Source organism: Pseudomonas salomonii, assembly GCF_900107155.1.
GTDB lineage: Bacteria > Pseudomonadota > Gammaproteobacteria > Pseudomonadales > Pseudomonadaceae > Aquipseudomonas > Aquipseudomonas salomonii.
Window position 1 is genome coordinate 172286 of sequence record NZ_FNOX01000001.1, and the last position, 19541, is coordinate 191826.

Here is a 19541-nt window from a genome sequence, read left to right on the forward strand (position 1 = left end):
TCGGGGGCTCGGTCGGAGAACTGAGGAGCGAATTGTCGGTAGCCGGTACGACTACAGTTCGCCACCGCAGATAATTATCGGCAACCGCTCCTTCAGCATTAAGCGGCTCACAACCAGGGCCTATAGTTTGTGACTAACAGTGTAATGACTAACCATAATTGCGGGAATTTGGCTCCGTGGTAAGCTCAAGGAATCGAATCAACGCCTGCTCTTGGTGTTTTCAACCGACTTATCACTCATAGTAGCCGACATGACCACGTGCAACTTATCGTCCGAAGAGGAACGCGCTCGGCTGGTCGACGTAGACCGTTTGACCTCTGACGTTGAAAGCGGCTCAGACCCTGTGCTCAACAACATCGTGGCGATGGTCGCCAGCTATTTTAAGGTGCCTACTTCGCTGGTCAGCATCATTGAGCGCGACTACCAGGTTTTCAAAGCCCGTGTGGGCATGGAAATCGAACGAACGTCACGCGAAATGTCCTTATGCGTCCACAGTCTCGACGAAGGGGGCGTGTTGGAAATATGCGACCCTGTCACTGACCCGCGTTTCTTGAGCAACCCGTTGGTAATAGGCGCTCCATTCATCCGCTATTACGCAGGTGCTCCGCTGACGGTCACATCAGGGCGCAACTTGGGCAGGCTCTGCGTGATTGACAATACAGCGCACGCGCCGATGGACGAGCAAGGGCAAACCTTTCTGCGCAACGCGGCCCAGGTAGTGGTGGCGCGTTTGGAATCCATGCATCGCTCGCATTACATCGATCCGATGACTGGCTTACCCAACCGGCAGCGATTTGAGGCAGACATTCTGCGGGCACCTGATCAGGAGGACCGGGTCGCCATCCTTATAGAGCCGCTCTCCGCATCGGGGATGGACAGTTTGGCGAAGTCGCTAGGCAGCGAGTTTTTTACCAACTTCATGCTGGCGGTCAAAGAGCTGGTCTTGAACTTGCTGCCAGGAGAGACGCGTTTGTACCGTTCTGGCACCATGGGCTTCGTCGCCTTACTAAGTCACCGGACACTGTCACTGTCCAACCTAGTCGACAGCATAGTGCTTGCGTTCGAAAGGCCTCTGTACTGTGCGGATATCCCCGTTTTCTCCGATGTAGGGATTTGCGTACTGCAGCTTAACCGCGAATCCGGCCCGCCCACGGATATCGTGCGCCTGATGTCCAGCATCACTGATGCTGCGCGCCGAAGCGAGCAGCGTTGGCTCGATTACGATCCCGCGATCGATTCGGGCCTGCGTCGCAGCACCGCACTGCTCAATGACATTGAACCGGCACTTGCCACCGCTGATCAGTTCAGGCTGGTCTACCAACCTCGTGTAGATCTTGCCAGCAACCGGTGCGTTGCTGTTGAGGCACTGCTGCGGTGGTCGCATCCGACGCTAGGTGAGATTCGCCCTGCTGAATTCATCCCGCTGGCCGAAACCACAGCTTCCATTCGCCACATCACCGGCTGGGTAGTGCGGCGCGTTTGCGAGCAGATATCAGAATGGCGAGCTCAGGGCTTGGAAATGACAGTCTCCTTGAACGTCTCGGCACTGGATCTGACTGACGGGAATCTGTTCAGTCAGTTGGTCGAGGCCCTGCAAGCCTTCGAGGTAGAACCAAGACTCATTGAGCTCGAATTCACCGAGAGTGTCTTGGTAACCGACTTCCAGGCCGTGAGGGATCAGCTGCAACGCTTTCGCGACCTCGGCGTTGCCATTGGGATTGATGACTTTGGCAGTGGTTACAGTAACTGGGCCTACCTGCGCCAGATTCCGGCAACCAGCGTCAAGCTCGATCGTTCACTGCTGGCTGATCTTCAGCCGGGTAACAACGAATGGCACATCATCCGAGGCCTGATCAGCTTGGTGCGGAATCTTAGTCTTTCCGTCGTGGCGGAAGGGATTGAAACGGAGCTGCACTACCACCTGATGCGAGGTTGGGGCTGTGCGCAGGGCCAAGGTTATTACTTCTCCAAACCATTATCCCCGGTCGCCCTTCTCGCCTGGCTTGACGAGGGTATCTGGTTATCCGGTCAGCATCGCTGAGGTATCCGCTCTGCGCCTAAATGAATCTCAGTATCGAAGCTGGAAACGCATCCCTAAATCAAAATTATCGCCGAGGTTAGAAAGCTCTTAGGTTCCGAGTAACTCGCAGCTGCTCAAGGCAATTTGAATCACCCTGGTTTTCGTAGACATTCTTGGTTTCCGTTTTTGGACGACAGAACTCACTCGTGAACAGCCGCTTCGGGTCGTTTCCAGCCGGTCCCGACAGGCAGCTATTGGCCGATTCTGTTGAAAAATTCGGTCATGGTTGCCACGGCAGAAAAGTACGCGCCTGAGATTGAGATTTTTACTTTGGGCTGAGGCTTTCAGGCTCAGATTTCACGTAGCAGCGTGTAAAAAAGGCGTTTTCACCGGCCAATATTCAGGCCATTTGGGCGAACCGACTTTTTCAACAGAATCGGCCGTTTTATGCCTCTCGCCAGGGGCAGCAATCGGCCAGTGGTAATGTGCGAGAGTTCGAATCTCTCCTTCACCGCCACATTCTGAAAACGCAATCCCCTGATTTTCCTAGAGAAAGTCGGGGGTTTGTGGTTTTTTGCGTCCAAAAAATAGCCCCATGGGACCACCATGGGACTGGTGCGCTACTTTGGTGCATAAGTATGTGGCGCGAGGTGGGCACGGGGGGGCTGAATTTAGGGCAAAAAAAACCCACCTTTCTCAGGTGGGTTTCTTTATCTAACGTCAGCGGTTGCTATCTGGAGTCCTATGGGTTGGTACCCATGTAGAGTCAGGACGGCTGGTTGGAGGAAGGCGCGTATTGTCAGGAACAGTAGTGAAGTTGTCACGCTTACCGCCGCGTGGCCCTTGTTCTTGAAAAATACCGCCATTCTTACCGGTGTTCGAACCGGGAGTTTTGCCATTAGCCATGAGGATTCTCCTTAGGCGTTTAATGCGCAATTCCCGAGGAAAAGCAGTCGCAATTAGCCATAGCTTGTACAACTAGGTGCGTACGCTTAGAATCTCGCTCCTCAGGTCATGCACTTGGGTAGCCGTATTGGGGGGGAGTCTCGACAACGTTCCCCCTTTACGGCCGATTGAGTCCTGCTTTCGCAGGACTTTTCTTTTAGGCCAAAGCCAATCTTTTGTGACGCTTGTCATTAATTTGACTAATCGCGTCTTTTTGCGTTCTTGTGCCACTGTAATGACGGCGCGCGCCAACAGCAAGACATTTCTTCATCTTTTTTTGTCGGGGATAACTTTTTATTCTGTGCATAAAGCTGTGGATAAAATTATATACGAATACCGATTATGGCTAATGTATTCGGCCTTGAAGCTTCATCCAAAAAAATTAATTCGAATCTGTATATTAATTGACCAATTGTTAGCGTCGGGTATAGCCAATCTCTTACACGCGCCAGGTTGATTTAGGCTTGGAAAGGCTCTTCCTTGTACGAGATTGCTTACAAGGGATAGCGATTCTTTATATCGATCGAAACGCTGGAATGTCGAGTTGCCAAACGAGAATATTCTTTTTTCCACGGCTTAAAACTACCTTCGAGCAAAACTCGTTTCATTTTGCGTTTCTAATAACGCCGCTTATGTTCAAAAGGCCCCCACATCAAGGCCAGATCCGGCGGGCTTTTTTGCGCCCGGTGGAAACCAGGCTCCGGCAGGCTGGTCTACCATTACCGCTGCGCTTGGCGTGAGCGTGCTTGCAAAGGAATCGAGACGTGTCGCTACCCATCACCGCGCGGCAGATGAATGCGCTAAAGGCGCTTCAGCGGGAGGACCCAGACCTGGGCGAACTGGCCATCGCCATCGCACAGGCCTTCGACGCCACGAGGGTCGAAAACCCGGAGTTGGCCGCGTTGATCTTGGACAAGACCTGCCGGCGCATGGCCGCCCGCGAGCCCGGCAGTCAGGAAGCAATGATCCAGCACCTAGCGACCTTCGGTAAGTTGAATTGCCTGACGCCCACGCAGGTCAGCGACTTTACCGATCGAGTCAGGAGGCACGGTTAATCATGAACAATGGAATTCAAGAAGAAGCACTGCGCGCCCTGGTGGAGGGCGGCGTAGTACGCGCTACGCTGGTCAGCCGCCAGGAGAATAAGTGGACACTGGCTAACCGAGCTGCTCTGTCATAAGTCTGCTTTTGGCCGAGCATCGACATAGCGCTGCATAATAGAAAGCACCATTGAGTTCAACGCTAGGATCTTCATCCCTCGCGTCACCGCCACGTACAGCAAATTCAACTCGTCATCTTTACGACCTTGCTCGATATCGGGTGAAAGCGGATCAGCGCTAAAGTCGTCATACAGGCTGACAAAGTCCCACTCCAGCCCCTTGGCCTTGTGCCCAGTCGTGAGTGTCACTGTGGCGTCTAGCTCGTTATCTACCGAGCGGGAACGTAAGGTATGGATCCGCTGGGGCAGGTCCGGATAGGCTGTAATAATCTTGATCGATCGCAACATCTCCGTATCCTGGCTTACCTCGGCAATTTCCACGTACTGTGAAAATTCCCGGTAATCTCGCAGCAGCCTGCGGTTCTGCACCTCCTGGTTACGGTTGCGGCTGAATAGGTATAGATCTTCCAGGTCGCGTAGCGAGTAGCTGTCGATACCGCCGACCCAGAAAATCTTGGGGTTGCTTGCGACTAGCTGCAGAGCGTTCTCGATGACGCCGGTGACAGTACGATGGATAAACGTGCGATGCGGTAGATCTTCAGGCAGAGCCCGTTTAACCAGGGTATTGCAACCTAACCCCTGCAGCTTTCTTGTCTCACCCTTGTAGAAAAGAATGATGTTGGCCACATGCGCGACGGCAGGGCCGAAGCGAAAGCTTTGGGTCAGGTAATGACGTTCGGCGTCGGCCATCCAGTCGCTGTTGAGCGCATCTTCTGCGCCGCGGAAGCGATAGATCTGCTGGTGGGGATCACCGACTGCCACCTTGCGGACCCGTTGTATTTTTACTATGTCGGCAATAACTGGGTTCACGTCTTGACCTTCATCGAGCAGGATGGCGTTAAATCGTTCGCTCAGGTCGGGCTTGCTTAGCTGATACAGCTTCAAGTACGCGTCATGGGTGATCGACATTCCTGTGTCATGCAGATCGATCATCCGGTTCCAGATGGTTTTAGCCACGTTTAAAGCATTGTTTAGGAAACGTTCCTGGGCACTTGTGAGCATTCGTTGCCCCTGGAACCTGGGAAAATGCAGACGGCCCAACTCGTCATCGGCGCTGGCCATGAAGTTGTTAAGCGTACTGAGGACATCCCGCACGAGCTCCCAGTCCTGGGTGTTGATGGCCCTTGCGATATCCGTCAGGCGCAAGTTATTGGTCTGCTTGGTGGCGTACTGACTGCCATAGACTGCATATGCGAGGCCATGCGCCGTCTTACACACCACGTTTCTGCGTGGAAAGCGGCCCCTGGCAGCGAGCTCGACGGATTTGTTGTAGCAGAGGTATAGCATTTTTACCGAGGCGTGTTGTGTGGCGTAGCCCACCAGTGTGGTGGTTTTGCCGGTACCGGCAAAAGCCTGAACCAGCAGCTTGTCAGCCGTGGAATGGATGATGGGCTGCTGTTCTTGAGTCCACTGCATGGGCAGCTCCTAAAGGTATTTTTTGAAGCTTGAGACGGTGATGTAAACGGACACACCCAACAGCACGGCGCAGGGCAACAGAATCAAAAGGGGGCTGATGCTGATGGGGATGGCCAGGTAGACCGTCCAGGGCACGATGGTCAGCGGAATGATCGTCCCCCGGGCTTTGTGATACAGGTAACTTGACTCGCGGCCGGAGCCGAATTTTCGTAGATCACGTTGCACCAGGCCATCGACCAAGCCAGTGAACGCCGCCAGGGCGAACAGTGGAATCGTCAACGTCAGAATGACCATTCGCACACAGAAGGTCAGGACTGTGTATAACGCGGCTAAGCCATAGTCCTGGAATTTGATCATCGCCCGACCGAGTTCGTAGCGAAGGTTCAAGGTTCCCGTTTGTTGTGGTGATGTTGAGCGAGCGTACTGTGTCAGTGAATTTATGTTGTCCTGCATGCCGGTTTTCACCATCAGCCAGTCATAGACCGTTTGTGCCAGCCAGGTTGCCGTACGCCCCGGTTCTTTGATGACAACGCTGTGCAGCAGATCCTGGGACAGCCAGCCCAGTTCGTGTTGGAACATCTGCTGAGCGTGATTCCAGCCGGCATCCGGCCAGAACGTGTACATGCAAAGCCATTCAACGACGATGGCGCCGAGCAGGGAGCCGAACATCACCCCCAAGAAATGAAAAGGGGTAGAGAACAGCATGCCCAGGAAGTTTTTTTGACCTTTCTGTTGTTGCTGGGCTTTTTCCGCGATATCGGCCATGGCTATTTTCTCTCAGGCCTACGCGTCTTTTCCGTTATTGGCCATCTGACGGAAGTCGTCTACCAAGTCATCAGGAAGCGATTCACTTAATGCGTCATATCCCGGCGCTTGCCACCAGTCGCTGCTGGTTCCGGATCCTTTACGCATGCCCTCAACCAAGGCCTGAAGATCCTTGGGCATCACTTCATCGGGATCGCTTGCCGGCAACGGCATACGAATCTTCCACAAATTCCCGCCCTCTATCAGGGCAAAGCATTGCCCTTTGGGTAGGGCAACCACATGCGCCGGTTCGATCATCGGTACGCTGACACTTTGGATCTGATCGTGGGTGTTAGAGGTGAAAGCGGTGTTGCCGTTAATAGCGTCATTTGCACTGCTCGCTGGTGTGCTGGTAAACACCTGGACCTTGGGCAACTGGTTGGTCAGCAACTCGGCGGTTGCAGTCTCACGTACACGTAACATGAACAGGTTGTTGAAGTTACCGATGACTTGGCCAGCTTTAGCCCGGTTACCAATTTTTGCCTCAATATCGCTCATGGTTTGGGTGTAGGCCGTGACCTGCATTCCGGCACCACCGCCTTTGTTGATCATCGGTATGAATTCATCGCCCATCAGTTCGTTGAATTCGTCCGCATGCACGTTAATTGCTACCTTGCCGCCGGTAGCCCCGAGCAAGCCATCATCGATGCCAAACTTATAGATGTGGCCCGCAACTGACACCAGGTCGCTGAACATCGAGTTGCCCACCGCTGCAGCCACCTCTGTATCAGATAAAGCGTCCAGGCCGACATAGACCACTGCGCGTTTGCGGATGATCTGCATCCAGTCAAAGATTGGGCGCGGATCTTCAAGATCCATGTAGTCGGGAGATAGCAGCTCTGCAATTCGTCCGGTAGTCAGTTTTTCCAGCAATGGCAGAAGGCTGGCCACGATCTTGTCGAAATAGGTTTTGTCATAGCGTACCGCTGATCGCAGGCCCTCCATCACGGGGTCGGAGTTGCGTTGCTGGGTAAGGTACATGTCCAGGGCCACCACGCGCAGCGGTCTATCCTTCATCGCAAAACTCAGGTTCTTACGATCAATCTTGCCTTCCAATTCAACGATGGTTTGCCAGCCTTTGGGATCATGTTCGGCGAAGTACTTCTGTGCATACTCAAGGAACAACGCATCAATGTTGGTCACATGCTTGAGGATCTGCTCGTAATCCGGTCGACGTCCCAGGGCCACCAAAGCGCGCGCGATGATGTTGACGAACCGCCAGGCAAATTCGCGGAATGCCGCTGAGTTGCCTTCACCAGAAAGTTGACCGGCAATGCGGGTTGCAACCTCTGAGATCCGTCCAAACCGGCCCACGGCGTTGTAACGTGCGGAATGGTCGGGCCAGCCCAGATGGAATACATAGAACTCTTCCAGTCTGCCGGCACGCTTGCACTCGATGTACATGCGCTTGAGCAGGTCAGCATCGCCTTTCGGGTCGAAGACAATCACCACTTCGCGGTCCAGGTTCATTTCTACATTGCGCTGGCTTCGATGAACGGGTTGCACACGACGCCCCATCCGAACGCGGCGCCGGGGGCTACGGCGGGTACGTCTGATGTCTTGGGTGATAAACAACTCTGCCAGGCGGGTTTTTCCAACACGAGTAGTCCCCAATACAAGGGAGTGTCCAACCCGCTCACCCAGTGGCAGGCTGACATCCGCTTCGTTCGGCTCTATACCGTGCAAGCGCGGTAGCCCCCCGACTGGAGGAAGTGGACGCGCCGGGTTAAATGGCACATCCCACGAGGTAGCCTTTGACAGCAATTTGAGTGGAAAGGGCGCGAACTCCAAACGCTCTTCAATTCTGCGAGCAAAGGTATAGATAGAGGTGGGCTCGACATACTCGGCGTATTTTGGGAGGTAAGTCTCCATCAACCGCTGAGTATGTTTTTGGGTCCAGCGAAAGCCTTTACCGATGAATAGCCGCTCATTGCTGACCGGCATGTCTTTGCTGGTCATGGTGTAGTGGGGTAGACGCCGAATATTGCGTCGGTAACGCAGCACCACCAACGCCTGCTTGAGGCGGACGAACCCCAGCCCTAGAAAGCCTGTACCGGCAACCATGCCGAATAATGGCGTCAGAGCAACCGCCCATGGCGCGAAAATACAAAGCAATGCCGCAGCGACACATACGCAAACTGTGTACAGCTCGACGGCAGGGCGTAGTAGCGACTCAATTGTGTAGGAGGTGGCCATGGATCACTTCCTATGAGTGAAAGGGGACAGTGGCCCCACTGTTTCGAAATGGAAAACGACTGGCTTGCCTGTCTCAACGATCAGCCCATAGGACTTGGCCAGGCGGTATATGGGGTGGTAGCTGTTAAGGGAGTTGACGTGATCAGCAATGCGCTTTCGCCAGACCTCCAATGGCATCGCTGCCTTGCTCAAGTTACACGGCACGCACGCGGGCATCATGTTGCTGATGGTGTGGTTCTCCGGCAGCCCCAAAATGATGGCGCCGGTGTACTTGCCGTTCACCCTTTCAGGTTCTCGCCATACTGCTTCCTTGTGGTCCGCATGCCACCGGTCACCCAACAGCACACCGCAGTATGCGCAATGGCCCGCGAATTTAGCGTGAAGCTCGCAGCGTTGCTTCTTGGTCAGCTTCATGGGGCCGGGATCCTCCTTTGATGCGTGATGATGAATTGGCCAACTCTTGCCTCGCTTGCTCAACTGCCTCGGGCAGGCGTTCTTTCAGCCGCTGACATAGCTCCACCTCGTCACCAGGTACGCGAGCGATGACGGTGCCGCCATAGAGCTTGGCGACATAGGTGACTTGTTCAAAAAGCAACTGGCCTGCTCGAGGGTCATCCGGTTGCTTGATAACCAAGGTGATGTGCGTAAGAGAGGCCATACCCTGGTCACTGCTGGATCGTTGTGGCAGTGATCAGCAGCGGGTAATGCTGGACTCCAAGGCGCTGTGCCAGATCATTTGATGGTGCCGGGACCACATGTAGATTTCCTGCCCATCGTTGGATTTCGGCAAACCGCTCGGCGCTGGCCACGTTAACCACCAGGCCAACTGCCTGCAGTTGCTGTAACTGATCGCGACGCTGTGATAACCACTTTCTGGAGCCTTCATCGTCACCTACAAGAAACAATGGTTGCAGGCCAGGTGCGTTGATTACCCGGCCCTGGACCTGCCCGGGTGTCAGTTGGTCAGAGCGCACTGGAAACGAGCCTTGCCCACGCACACCAATATTCTCTGACTGTGCTGACTGCTCGGTAGGTTCTGGAGCCAAGTCCTGGTAGTAGGGCAGAGCGGAACCCCCCCCTCGGTCTTCAACAACAATCAGCGAGGTGGCATGCACTGCCATGGGGGAGGCCAAAGACAGCAAAACAGGCAGATGTAGCAATCTATTCATGGATTATTCGCCATCAGGTTGATACCGGTGACCCGGCTGAGGTGTTTGGCAAAAGCTCGTCGGTATCGGGCAGCGGGTTCGCCTCCGGCAGGGCGGTGGTATCGGCCAGCAGCGGTGATCCAATCGCCTCCTTTGGCTTTTTGCTCAGCCAGGATCTGGGCCGTCACCGAGAGGTTTTTGTACGGATCCAGCCCTTCGCAGGGATAGCTATAACGGTGGCCGTTGGCACCGATGTTGGTTTGTCCAAGACCGACGTCGACTCTATTTGGGCCTGCGGTCTGAAGCGCGATCATCAACGCTCTGCAAGCATCGCTGCGTGTCGCAAAGCGATATCCGGCGCCGGCGACATTCAACGTCCAGGGCCAGGGGACGATCTGGCCGCGAAGTCGGGTGCCGCTCTCTTGCAGTGCAACTGAGTACAGCACCTCGGACGGAACGCCAGCTGGCAGGGCAATCAACTGATAGGCCGGTGGCGGAACCTCGGCACCGTTAGCAAATGCCGCGGTGAGCAGTAGCCCCCCCGTTAAAGCCGCGCGAATTACAGACGCTGCCATTGTCCATTCACCTCGCGTACCAAGGCCGGCAGCTCACCGCCGAGTCCAAGGCCAAGCCATCGACCGGCATCGTGATTCAGTGTGATCTGTCGGCTTCGCACGCTGGCCGGTTCGACTCCGGCCAAGATGGCCCAGCGGCGAATTATTTCGTCATCACCTTGACTACCAACGAAGTACAGATCAAAGGACTGTTTCTGGTTTTGTAAGTCTTTGACGCGGTCAATACATGCGTTGCAACTGTCTTGAACAAAGACGGCTAGTCGTCCAGTGCCTTTCACAGCAGTTAACGCTCCCGAGCCAGGAGCAGATGCAGGGTTGGACGATAGTTGGATGACTTTTTCATTGGGGTAAAGACGTGCGAAGGCTTGGTCATAGGCCCTTTGGTACGCCAATTCCTTATCGATACGCTGTCGCTCGGCTCGCACCTGCAGCTCTGCATAGCGTCGGCGCTCCTCCTCCGACTTCGCTTCGATGCCAAGTGCTGTCAGAGGATCCAGGCCTGGCGAATAGATTCCGCGAGGGCCCTCCATCACAGTTTGAAAACGGGACCATTCTTGAGGGGTTAATCCCCACTCGCGGGCGAGTTCTGTCTGACTGGCTCCTTGAGAAAAGTTGTGAACTTCACTGTTCTGAGTGTTCGAGATCGACGTTGATTGCCCCGAAGCCGCATGACAGCCGTATGCAAACGCGAAGGTGGCCAAGCCTGCAATGAAACCCAAAATGTTCTTGGGCTTCATCGTTTTCGAAGAAGTGGTAGGGGAGTGCATAAAGGAGGTCCTATTGCGCGACGGTTACGGTTTGAGGTGTTCCGGCCACGTCAAAGCGTGCGGATCTTCCGTCCAGCGCGTTGAGTCGCCAGGCGGTGCCCGCCACAGCGTCACCAGGTCGGATAAGGTAAATTTGATTCAACTGCGTGCTGCCAGGCGGTGCTACGGACAAAAAGCGTTCACCGCCGCGATATTCGATACCGACGACGGTGAAGGGCGGCGCCTGAGGTATAACGACACCGGTGTTGGGCTTTGGGGTAGGAGGTGGTTTGCGGGCAACGGCTTTAGGCTTGGAGGGAGCAGCAGGTTGCTTGATCTGGGTTTTACTTAGTTCGTGAATACGGCTATCAAGTGTTTCGACGCTGGCCTTGAGCACTACCAGCTCCCCTGAGGACGCAGCATTACGCGTGAGTTCTTGCGTCGACTCGGTCGCTTGCTTTGCATAAGCCTGTACGGCATCGATCCGGTTCGACAATGCCTGCTGGCCGGAGCGGAAGTCCTCGTTGGTCACCAGGTGCTTGCCATCTACCGTGTCTAGTCGCTCATCGACTTTGCCTAGCCGTGCCAGCAGTGCATCTAGCGACTCCTTGTCAGCGGTTGCGGCCATACTGTTGCTGAGCTGAGAGAGTTGATGGTGCTGATAGCCCAGCGTGCCTGCCAGAACTACAAGGCAGAGGCTTAGTATCAGAGTGGTTCGAGTCGGGCGTGATAGGTTCATGAGCGTCCTCGCGCAAAAGCGAAGACACCCTCTCAAACCTGTCTGTCAGGCGCAGTAGGAAATAGGTTTTCTAGGGCGCATGGTTTTTGGTTCGTCGAGGGGGCTCTAGTAAATTGGGGCTTTATCATAAAAACGGCCACCCGAAGGTGGCCGCCAAACTATGAAGCAATGAGTTGCCTTGCGAGTGCCATCTCAACAGAATCCCCATCTTGGTTCAGGGAGTCTAGACCAGAGTCTGGTACATCTCCCGACGTGCTTTGAGCCACGGCGATTTTCTTGGCCATCAGCTGCAGGCAGGTGATCTGCGAGCTGCCAGCATAGCCAAAAAAAACCACCCGCACCGGCCGCTTTTGCCCAATCCGCCATGACCGTCGAGCTGCCTGTTGCAAGGTGTACACGTTGTACCCCGTCTGCAGGAACGCAATGGTCGGAAAATCGAGCAAATCCAATCCGGTCTTTACCAGCTCCGGGTTAGTGATCAGTACGTCAACACCTCTGTCTACTTGGTCGAGGATCCAATCCTCGCGCCTGGCGGTATCCACTGACGCCCTCAGGACCGCTACTTTTAAACCAGATTGCTCCAGCATTCGTTTCAGGCGAGAGGTGGTGTCACGAGTGCCGCTGTACACGGTATAGGCCAGAACCTTCCGGCCTTTGGCTTTTTCCGTGAGGCAGAGGTCGAGCAGTGCTTTCTCCTTCGGCATTTTTTGCTCATCTGCAAAGATCGAGGGGACGAACGCCAAGGTATCTTTGCTACGAGGGTGCTTAACAATCTCCGGTCGAAAGCAGCAGTCAGGCCAAGCCAGCAGCACGTTGAGTACTACCCCTAGCAAGGTAGTGTCTCGACGGGCCAATGCCTGGCGAAGTTCCTGCGTCAGTTTTCCTGCCAATTGCTGATAGACCGACGCTTGTTCTGCAGACATGCTGATATCGACAAATTCCTCCTGGTACGCCGGCAACACGTTGCCACCGATATCTTTAAGTTTCAGAAACACGGTGAACGGCAACACAAAGCGGTGAATGCCTTTAGGGCCGAAGCCTGGGGCTTTCACCGTCCGCACCGAGAGTTTTTTTCCCTTGGCTGTTTTGTGTGACACGTTGTCCCGCTCGGTGTAAATGTCCTTCAATACGCCGTGGTCGCGCATGAATGACATCGCGGCCGGAGCCATACTTCCGCGCGAGTTTGGTTTGTAACGGTCCTCGATCATTCGCCGGGTAAGTATTCGGAACAGGAGGTAGAACAGATCATCGGCATAGCCACCCATGAGGGTTCCAGTCAGCAGCACGGTTTTACGTGCTTTTGCTGCCAGTACTCCCATGGCTTGGCCCTGGGCAGAGCCGCTGTTTTTGTACTCATGCCCTTCGTCCACCACCAGCAGGTCAAAATATCCATCAGGCAAGTACCGCTTGATGAATTCCGTGGGTTGATAGCCGCCTTCACCAAAGCCAAACTCAATGTTGGCCATGGCACGTTCCATGCGTTTGGCTTGCCGGTCACTGAAGATGAAGTTGGCCTTGGCGTCCATTAGGTTGATGAATTCGCTGACGTTATCGATCAGCATCGAGGCGAGAAAATCCTCCCCGAAGTCATTCAGCAATCTGTCTGCACGTATTGGGCCGATGGTCGGAATTCGGCACATCGACTTCAGTATGGTTGCCCGACGCGTTCCGTTTTCAGCCTTGCCTGGACGCATCAGCGTCCAGAGTTGGCCATGACAGTGAGGGCAGCTTTGACGGCGTTCCTCTCGGTGAAACTCTTCGACAGTGATCCGGTTGCTTTCTAGATCCTCCAGAAGTCGACCGCAATCTGGGCAGCCTGCAAAGCGGTGTCCGCCGGCAGAGCGACGTGACCAACACGCGAGACGCCAGTGAAACCCCATCCGCATGCGCACGCGCCCTAGGATAAAGAACTCCTGTCGACCATCGTAGGGATCTCCCAGTTGATCACGCAGCTTGAGCAGCTTGACCAGGGTATCGGGGCCGTTGAGCACCCAAACCCGAGCATCTGGGATGGTTTCAAGAATCTCTCGCCGCCATTTATAGACCAGGTGAGGAGGTGAAACCACCATCGTGCGACGGTAGCCAGCGCCGTGCATCACGGCCGCAATAGCAATGGCCATCATGGTTTTACCTGTGCCCATTTCGGCGTTGATGACAGCGGCTTGCTCGCTGCGGTCCAGCAGCAGTGCGGTAACGGCCTGGACAACCTCGGCTTGCGCCGGGAACGGTTGGCGTTTGAGCGTGTTCATGATCCGTTGGCGAATTTCGTTGATGTTGCCAGCGTAAACCGGTGGGTTAGAGCGGTTGAGCGAATCCAGCAACTCATCACCGAATTCGTCGATGAATTCGGTCAAGCCGATAGTCAAAGGTGGGCGTGCGGTGTTTGATAGGTCGTTCATGTTTGTTTCTCCGTAAGGAATGAAACAGGGCATGCACGACACCCCGACGGGTATTGTGAATACCCTGCGGGTTGATTTATGGATGGCCAGGTTGGCGTGGTGGGTCAGTAGTCCGATGGCAGCAACACGGTTGTTGCACTTCGGTCAGCTTCGGTGATGATCCAGAGCCGGGTCTCATCGCCGGCGCATATGTCATAACAGGAGAACAATCGATCCCCAGATGTCAGAGCCCGTTGGTTACTGCTCCAGTCTTCATTGGGCAGTTCACCCCAGTCGCCGGAGAAATGCCGTCGCAAGTAAGTGCTTGGATCGAGATGTCCATGCTCCACCAGATGGTGCACCGACTGGGTCAGCACTAAGCGGCCCGGTTCAAATGTCACTCGTGGTGGTGGGGTCAGTGTTGGCTGTGCCACCGCCTCATCAGGTTCATGCGGCGTATCCGCCGATGAGCTGATGGTGATGACCTGTCCGAGATTGTTAGAGCCTGGTGTCATGTCCCATGCCCGGATAATGGGTACGAAACGATCTGTCAGGATCCTTACCTCTGAGACGTTGCCGTCCTGGTCTTCGGTGAACTCGGTCTTGCGGACCTTATCTTTGTAGGTGTCGCCCTTGAGTGCCAATACGCGACCGGTTTTGGATGTCACCACGCCGGATATCGCGCCGGCAGCCAAGGCCAACGCCAAGTGCCAACGCGAGAGTTCCCTTACTGGAGGTCGTGGCTGAGCGCCGCTTTGACCAAAATGCAGTGTGAAGTCCGGCCACATGCCACGAAGGCGTTTCACCTCATCGCTTAGCTGCTCAGGTTCAAGGCTAATACGGTAGAAGTGTTCCAGCTCAGTGGATGCTGGGAGAACCCTGTAGGGCTCCCATGGCCAACTCGTTGGTAACGCTTCCGCACTCAATGTGCCGGCGCCGATTGCCTGAAGGCGTGCGCGTACGTATTTGACCTCTTGCGGTCGAGCCAGGTCCTGGCGGCGGATCCGTATACCGAAAATCACCACCTGCTTGAAGGTTGGATCAGCGGCATTGTAGATCCGCAGTTCAGTGAAGTGATTGCAGAGCCAACCGCACAGCTCATCGTCCAGCACGTAGTGCGGAGCAATCAGTACCATTACCCCGCCGTACTGCAGCAGTGGAAGCGCCCGTTGATAGAACATCTTCTCCAGGCGCCGACGGCCGTTACCTTGGTACTGTGAGGCACCTGCATGGTCAGCGACCAGGTCACCGTAGGGTGGGTTGAGCCAGAGCAAGCCAAAGGCCTGTCGACTGATCATGGTGTCCATCAGATCGCTATGCAGCACGCGATCCAGCAGTGTCTTGCAGTGATTGGCACGTTCCTGGTCATACTCGACTGCGTAGGTTTCTACGCGGTCACGTCCGAGCGCATGAGCCGTTTCAGCCAGTGCAACACCCTCACCAGCACAGGGATCAAAAATCCGCATCTTGCCGGTTGGAGAGGGTGCCAGCGCCTGCAGGGCCCGTTCCAGCGTCGTTTCGTCAGTGGGGTAGTAGCCATTGCGAGCGAAGTTGCGCGCCAAGCGTGGGAACATCAAGGCCATGATGAGGCTCCTGGATCAAGGCTCAAAACTGAGCGTGGGTTGAGAGTTGCCCTTGGCGAATGAGATCGCCTAAAGCAGGTTCGAGGACGTCGAGTTGCAACGACAAACGCCATGCCGCTACAGCGCCGGACGTTCCAGGTAACAGCTGCAGCATGTCGTGTTGGGTGAGCAACCCCATTACCTGCTCCTGCCAATGTGGCAGCAGCGGTAATGGACAGGTGTCCTGTATCAACGGCCAAAGCCGTTGATGAGGTGACTGCCCATTCTCAAGAAGGGCGTAGGCGAAGTGGTTGGCCCGATCCGGCTGTACGCAGCGTCGGTCAAACAACCAGAGGTGAATCAAGCTGCCGAATAACGTACCGCGCAATTGTCGCGTGGTGCTCTTTTCCAACAGATCGATGTTGGGAAAGACAGGAAGACTTTGGCCATCTACAACGATGTGAAACTGGCTTAGACCATCTTCTGTCGTGCCGAGGGTCAGCCTGGCCAGGAACTCCTGCAGCGCCGTGTCTCGACCCCATGCAGAGAGGAACACCAGGTTGCGTTGTTCGTCACACGCGCAAGCGTCGACGAAGAGATCATTGCACTCCTCGATTGGGAAGAGCGGGGTAGGGCTGGGCATGGGAACCTCCATAATGGAGGGGGAACCCGCCCCGAGGGGCGGTGAGCCCCTCGGGGGTGTTAGCAGTAAGTGTTATTGCTTGGGAAACAGCTGGTCGTCCGATTTGAGCGTTTTTTCGTTCGGGTCAAACGAGACCGTCTCGTCTTGAAATAGAGGGCTGTGCCCAGTGAGAAAGATTTGCCCCAGGTATTTGGGGCGAAGGGCAACGGCGGCATCGGCTTGTTCTGCCGTCATTTCGAGCTCCTCTACGAAGAAGTCCCAAAGCTCCTCATTCGTCGATACCTCGTTATTGCGAGCTGATCTTCGATGTTTTCAAGGATTTCTTGGGTCAGGTTATTGAAGATTGGATTCATGTGCTGCTCCTGCTAAGTCGAGGAGCGCCCAGGAGGGAGCCCCTCATGGGTTGTGCCGATTGGCTTGGCGTATCGCGGGCTTCGTCAGGTATCGGAGATATTCCATACCTGCAGTTTGAAGTTGTGTACATAGCCGAGTTCAGAGAGCCGACTGCACTGTTGGCGTAGTTGCTGACGATCAACAGTTGTGTCCAGCCTGACTGTATCGCTCAGAGGCCAGATTGTGCCGAACAACTCGGCATCTGCCTCGAGGTCGTTGGTTCCGCCGGTCGGGGTCATCCCAAACGGGGCATCCTCTTTTGATACCTGTTTATTGGAGGCCGGTACTGCGGGCGGATTATTCCGCTGCACTGGCTTGGAGAGGTTGGAGGAAGACTCTTCATCCATAGGGTCAGGCTCGTTTGGCGAGAGCCTGGCGGCGTCTTCTGGTGTCAGATTGTCGACGTCGTCGAGGCTCATGCTTTCCAGCTTTGCACGGATCTCAACGACCAGGCGGCCTGCTGTGGAGTAATACGAAGGACGGATCTCCGTTATCAGAAAGTCGCCTCGGTATTTGCCTTCATCGTACTGATCAAGGAGTGCGTCTTTGATCACGAACTCACCGATAGAGGTCGAAAGCCGTCCGACGTTGAATTCGCCATTACGGCCGCTGATGGTACGGATGGCCAGTTGGCCGGGGATGTTGATCATGGGGCAGCTCCACACTGCTACGAACGAAAAAAGCCCGACAGGTGTCGGGCTTTGGGTAGTGCTGTGAATGTCGAAGGATTACGGGCAAGAAGTATGAGTTTCTTCCTTGAGTGAGATGTACAGATAGAAAACGCCTGGCGGTGATTCTATGCGGTCAAGTTTTAGGTCCAGCCAGACTCGATCAGTGCTATTGCCGGCAGGCAATAAACGATAGAGGCCGAAATGGATCTGTGTGCTGTCAGGTTGCAAATGCAGTTCTCGGTAGGCTTCCAGGACAACTTCGCCCAGTCGCTCACTGACAACACTTGCATCCTTTGGGTTTTCAATATGCACCGCTTCCTGCCAGGCCCGAGGTGTTAAAACGACCGGGAGCTTGAGCAGGTCAGATGACACGAGGTTAGTGGTGGTTTGCATGTTTATCTCCAGGTGCGAAAACCACCTGGCCCGTTCGGGAGATGGTTCCCGGCGGGGTATTGTCAGCTGTGTGATTTATGCTGTCTTTTGAAGGCTTGCTAGAATCGATTGGTACTTAGTCACCTTCTCGGCCGATAACTCTGCCCAGAACGTGTCGCCCATCCTTTCCGCTTCTGCCCCTTGAGAAAGCCAGAGGTTAATTGATTTCTGCGCCTTCTCCATTTCCGCTGCGCAAGTAGCAGTTGAAGGGGTTGATGCAGAGTTTGCAGAGTGTGTTAATAGCGAGTTAGTAGTATTCGGGATGAATAAGTTCATCTTCCAACTCCCAGCGAGCTCTTCGATATTCCTTGAGAAGTCCGTACTCCGATAACAGTGGGCTGTTTTTGGGAGTGAATTCATCTCGATGGTCCATCTTTGCCAATGAGATAACGCCATCCAGGACCTCTAACCAAAGGTCAGAAGTAAGGGTGTAGCGCGGGTCGTCATCGGGATCGAGCGCCGGGTTGCTCGGAAGTAGTTTATCCAGCTGGCTGTAAACACTAGCTTGAGCAGCTAAAAGACCAATTTCGGTCAGCAGCGGCAGTCGTTGAGGATTCATCATCATGGTTTATCTCCAGGGTTCGGAAATCACCAATCCCGAAGGGTGGCGTTCCCTTCGGTACGAATATTGAAAGGCGCCCAGGGGGCGCCATGATTTCAATCATGCAGATTGACGTTGTTCAGGTTCTGGTTGTCCATGGGCGTCATCCGAATCATCTCCAGCAGCACCATCCTCGGCAGGAAGGGGCTCAGCAGAGTCTTTCGGTTTGGCTTCATAGACAGTTACCCCATCCACCTTGATCCAGCCGATAAACAACAGGCGTCCCTTGAGGCTTGCTCCAGGTTGACCTTTTTTATCGCCTTTTTCGTAGGTAAATGCGTCGGTCCAGATATCACCGATGCGGAAGCTCACAAGGACCTTCTTTCCGGCTTCAACGGCTGCTTGGCTGCGACGAATCAGCTTTTCAGCTTCAGCGCCGACCACGTTGCAGTCGATATAGGAATACTCGGCATCATCCATCGAGCCGCGCAGTGCCGCAACGGTAACTGCCATGAATGGCTTACCTTTGCCGCGAGGTTTCACTTCACGGATACGGTTGAGATAACCGATACCAGTGGTGTGAAGGTCGAAGAATTTTGCTTCGTTGGATTGATTAGTGCTCATGGTGATTCTCCAGTTTCGAAATAACAGAAAGCGGAGAAACACTTCGCCCTAGGGGGGAAAGTATTCCCCGCGAGGGTGGGTGGAGCTCAAGGTTGTTTAATGCATCAGCTTCATTGCAGTGATCATTACACCGACAGCTGCAGACAACATGACGCCCATGCGAATGGTGAGCTTGACTTCAAGCTGAGAAATTTCAGATTTGAACTCTGCAGCAATAGCAGTTAAATCTGCCTTGGTAGCCAAACGTGAAAGCATGTCGGTCTCCAAAGCTTCAATAACAGCATTTGCCTTCTGTTCCGGGACGTTAATCGAAATCAACGCCTGGTAGAGAGCCAGTTCAGTTTTCATCAGACCTCCAAAAGTGAGAGGCCTGCCCTGACGGGATAGGCCCGTCATGGGTGGGAAAGGTGCTTCCATCGACTAAGTCGACTGATCGCGCTACCGGAAGCTATGGCGATCTTGGGAGTGGATCAATGCGGAAAACCGCAT

The 19541-nt window shown here is 54.6% G+C and carries 20 protein-coding genes; 2 read left to right on the top strand and 18 right to left on the bottom strand.

Annotated features, from left to right (window positions below; genetic code table 11):
* Positions 1–250: 250 nt before the first annotated feature.
* Positions 251–2041: a sensor domain-containing phosphodiesterase gene (locus BLV67_RS00890; RefSeq protein ID WP_069786170.1), complete on the top strand. Its 1791-nt coding sequence runs from the start codon at positions 251–253 to the stop codon at positions 2039–2041.
* Positions 2042–3729: 1688 nt separating this feature from the next.
* Positions 3730–4020, top strand: coding sequence for a hypothetical protein (locus BLV67_RS00900; protein ID WP_069785996.1), 291 nt, complete (start codon positions 3730–3732; stop codon positions 4018–4020).
* A 119-nt stretch (positions 4021–4139) separates the two neighbouring features.
* Here the strand turns inward: BLV67_RS00900 and BLV67_RS00905 are convergent, their stop codons facing one another.
* The 18 genes from BLV67_RS00905 to BLV67_RS00985 all read right to left on the bottom strand — a co-directional run bounded on the left by BLV67_RS00905 (position 4140) and on the right by BLV67_RS00985 (position 19400).
* Positions 4140–5600: a UvrD-helicase domain-containing protein gene (locus BLV67_RS00905; RefSeq protein WP_069785997.1), complete on the bottom strand. Its 1461-nt coding sequence runs from the start codon at positions 5598–5600 to the stop codon at positions 4140–4142.
* Between the two features lie 9 nt (positions 5601–5609).
* Positions 5610–6365: a TIGR03747 family integrating conjugative element membrane protein gene (locus BLV67_RS00910; RefSeq protein WP_069785998.1), complete on the bottom strand. Its 756-nt coding sequence runs from the start codon at positions 6363–6365 to the stop codon at positions 5610–5612.
* A gap of 18 nt (positions 6366–6383) precedes the next feature.
* Positions 6384–8600 (bottom strand): type IV conjugative transfer system coupling protein TraD, encoded by a 2217-nt coding sequence (gene traD, locus BLV67_RS00915; protein ID WP_069785999.1) that lies wholly within the window; start codon positions 8598–8600, stop codon positions 6384–6386.
* A gap of 3 nt (positions 8601–8603) precedes the next feature.
* On the bottom strand, positions 8604–9014 hold the full coding sequence (locus BLV67_RS00920) for an HNH endonuclease (protein WP_069786000.1): 411 nt from the start codon (positions 9012–9014) through the stop codon (positions 8604–8606).
* Positions 8974–9258, bottom strand: a complete 285-nt coding sequence (locus BLV67_RS32210) for a hypothetical protein (RefSeq protein ID WP_124376261.1) — start codon at positions 9256–9258, stop codon at positions 8974–8976. Before BLV67_RS32210 ends, BLV67_RS00920 begins: the two co-directional genes overlap by 41 nt.
* Positions 9259–9265: 7 nt before the next feature.
* Positions 9266–9769, bottom strand: a complete 504-nt coding sequence (locus BLV67_RS00925; RefSeq protein WP_069786001.1) for an integrating conjugative element protein — start codon at positions 9767–9769, stop codon at positions 9266–9268.
* Complete coding sequence (locus BLV67_RS00930; protein ID WP_008437382.1) at positions 9766–10323, bottom strand: lysozyme family protein; 558 nt, start codon at positions 10321–10323, stop codon at positions 9766–9768. The genes BLV67_RS00925 and BLV67_RS00930 overlap by 4 nt, the downstream gene beginning before the upstream one ends.
* Positions 10308–11060, bottom strand: coding sequence for a TIGR03759 family integrating conjugative element protein (locus BLV67_RS00935; RefSeq protein WP_074854411.1), 753 nt, complete (start codon positions 11058–11060; stop codon positions 10308–10310). Before BLV67_RS00935 ends, BLV67_RS00930 begins: the two co-directional genes overlap by 16 nt.
* Positions 11061–11100: 40 nt before the next feature.
* Complete coding sequence (locus BLV67_RS00940; protein ID WP_069786004.1) at positions 11101–11808, bottom strand: methyl-accepting chemotaxis protein; 708 nt, start codon at positions 11806–11808, stop codon at positions 11101–11103.
* Positions 11809–11966: 158 nt separating this feature from the next.
* Positions 11967–14207, bottom strand: coding sequence for a DEAD/DEAH box helicase (locus tag BLV67_RS00945; protein ID WP_069786005.1), 2241 nt, complete (start codon positions 14205–14207; stop codon positions 11967–11969).
* Positions 14208–14311: 104 nt separating this feature from the next.
* A complete protein-coding gene (locus BLV67_RS00950; protein WP_069786006.1) occupies positions 14312–15769 on the bottom strand; it encodes a DUF6094 domain-containing protein in 1458 nt (485 codons plus the stop codon).
* Between the two features lie 22 nt (positions 15770–15791).
* Positions 15792–16391, bottom strand: a complete 600-nt coding sequence (locus BLV67_RS00955) for a hypothetical protein (protein ID WP_069786007.1) — start codon at positions 16389–16391, stop codon at positions 15792–15794.
* 72 nt (positions 16392–16463) lie between these two features.
* On the bottom strand, positions 16464–16625 hold the full coding sequence (locus tag BLV67_RS33210; RefSeq protein ID WP_244160686.1) for a hypothetical protein: 162 nt from the start codon (positions 16623–16625) through the stop codon (positions 16464–16466).
* A 203-nt stretch (positions 16626–16828) separates the two neighbouring features.
* Positions 16829–17434 (bottom strand): DUF3275 family protein, encoded by a 606-nt coding sequence (locus BLV67_RS00965; RefSeq protein WP_069786008.1) that lies wholly within the window; start codon positions 17432–17434, stop codon positions 16829–16831.
* A 78-nt stretch (positions 17435–17512) separates the two neighbouring features.
* A complete protein-coding gene (locus BLV67_RS00970; protein WP_069786009.1) occupies positions 17513–17848 on the bottom strand; it encodes a hypothetical protein in 336 nt (111 codons plus the stop codon).
* Positions 17849–18134: 286 nt separating this feature from the next.
* On the bottom strand, positions 18135–18452 hold the full coding sequence (locus BLV67_RS00975; protein ID WP_069786010.1) for a hypothetical protein: 318 nt from the start codon (positions 18450–18452) through the stop codon (positions 18135–18137).
* Between the two features lie 96 nt (positions 18453–18548).
* Positions 18549–19052, bottom strand: coding sequence for an STY4534 family ICE replication protein (locus tag BLV67_RS00980; protein WP_069786011.1), 504 nt, complete (start codon positions 19050–19052; stop codon positions 18549–18551).
* 96 nt (positions 19053–19148) lie between these two features.
* The gene (locus BLV67_RS00985) at positions 19149–19400 is read right to left on the bottom strand and encodes a hypothetical protein (RefSeq protein WP_069786012.1); all 252 of its coding nucleotides are present in this window, start codon (positions 19398–19400) and stop codon (positions 19149–19151) included.
* Between the last annotated feature and the right edge of the window lie 141 nt (positions 19401–19541).

Bases quoted from the DNA above. Each gene is read 5' to 3' on its own strand.
- BLV67_RS32210 (WP_124376261.1), bottom strand. From the start codon at position 9,258: ATGGCCTCTCTTACGCACATCACCTTGGTTATCAAGCAACCGGATGAC.
- BLV67_RS33210 (WP_244160686.1), bottom strand. From the start codon at position 16,625: ATGACGGCAGAACAAGCCGATGCCGCCGTTGCCCTTCGCCCCAAATAC.
- traD (WP_069785999.1), bottom strand. From the start codon at position 8,600: ATGGCCACCTCCTACACAATTGAGTCGCTACTACGCCCTGCCGTCGAG.
- BLV67_RS00930 (WP_008437382.1), bottom strand. From the start codon at position 10,323: ATGGCAGCGTCTGTAATTCGCGCGGCTTTAACGGGGGGGCTACTGCTC.
- BLV67_RS00945 (WP_069786005.1), bottom strand. From the start codon at position 14,207: ATGAACGACCTATCAAACACCGCACGCCCACCTTTGACTATCGGCTTG.
- BLV67_RS00935 (WP_074854411.1), bottom strand. From the start codon at position 11,060: ATGAAGCCCAAGAACATTTTGGGTTTCATTGCAGGCTTGGCCACCTTC.
- BLV67_RS00890 (WP_069786170.1), top strand. From the start codon at position 251: ATGACCACGTGCAACTTATCGTCCGAAGAGGAACGCGCTCGGCTGGTC.
- BLV67_RS00985 (WP_069786012.1), bottom strand. From the start codon at position 19,400: ATGAAAACTGAACTGGCTCTCTACCAGGCGTTGATTTCGATTAACGTC.
- BLV67_RS00925 (WP_069786001.1), bottom strand. From the start codon at position 9,769: ATGAATAGATTGCTACATCTGCCTGTTTTGCTGTCTTTGGCCTCCCCC.
- BLV67_RS00920 (WP_069786000.1), bottom strand. From the start codon at position 9,014: ATGAAGCTGACCAAGAAGCAACGCTGCGAGCTTCACGCTAAATTCGCG.
- BLV67_RS00905 (WP_069785997.1), bottom strand. From the start codon at position 5,600: ATGCAGTGGACTCAAGAACAGCAGCCCATCATCCATTCCACGGCTGAC.
- BLV67_RS00940 (WP_069786004.1), bottom strand. From the start codon at position 11,808: ATGAACCTATCACGCCCGACTCGAACCACTCTGATACTAAGCCTCTGC.
- BLV67_RS00980 (WP_069786011.1), bottom strand. From the start codon at position 19,052: ATGAGCACTAATCAATCCAACGAAGCAAAATTCTTCGACCTTCACACC.
- BLV67_RS00950 (WP_069786006.1), bottom strand. From the start codon at position 15,769: ATGGCCTTGATGTTCCCACGCTTGGCGCGCAACTTCGCTCGCAATGGC.
- BLV67_RS00910 (WP_069785998.1), bottom strand. From the start codon at position 6,365: ATGGCCGATATCGCGGAAAAAGCCCAGCAACAACAGAAAGGTCAAAAA.
- BLV67_RS00975 (WP_069786010.1), bottom strand. From the start codon at position 18,452: ATGATGATGAATCCTCAACGACTGCCGCTGCTGACCGAAATTGGTCTT.
- BLV67_RS00965 (WP_069786008.1), bottom strand. From the start codon at position 17,434: ATGATCAACATCCCCGGCCAACTGGCCATCCGTACCATCAGCGGCCGT.
- BLV67_RS00955 (WP_069786007.1), bottom strand. From the start codon at position 16,391: ATGCCCAGCCCTACCCCGCTCTTCCCAATCGAGGAGTGCAATGATCTC.
- BLV67_RS00970 (WP_069786009.1), bottom strand. From the start codon at position 17,848: ATGCAAACCACCACTAACCTCGTGTCATCTGACCTGCTCAAGCTCCCG.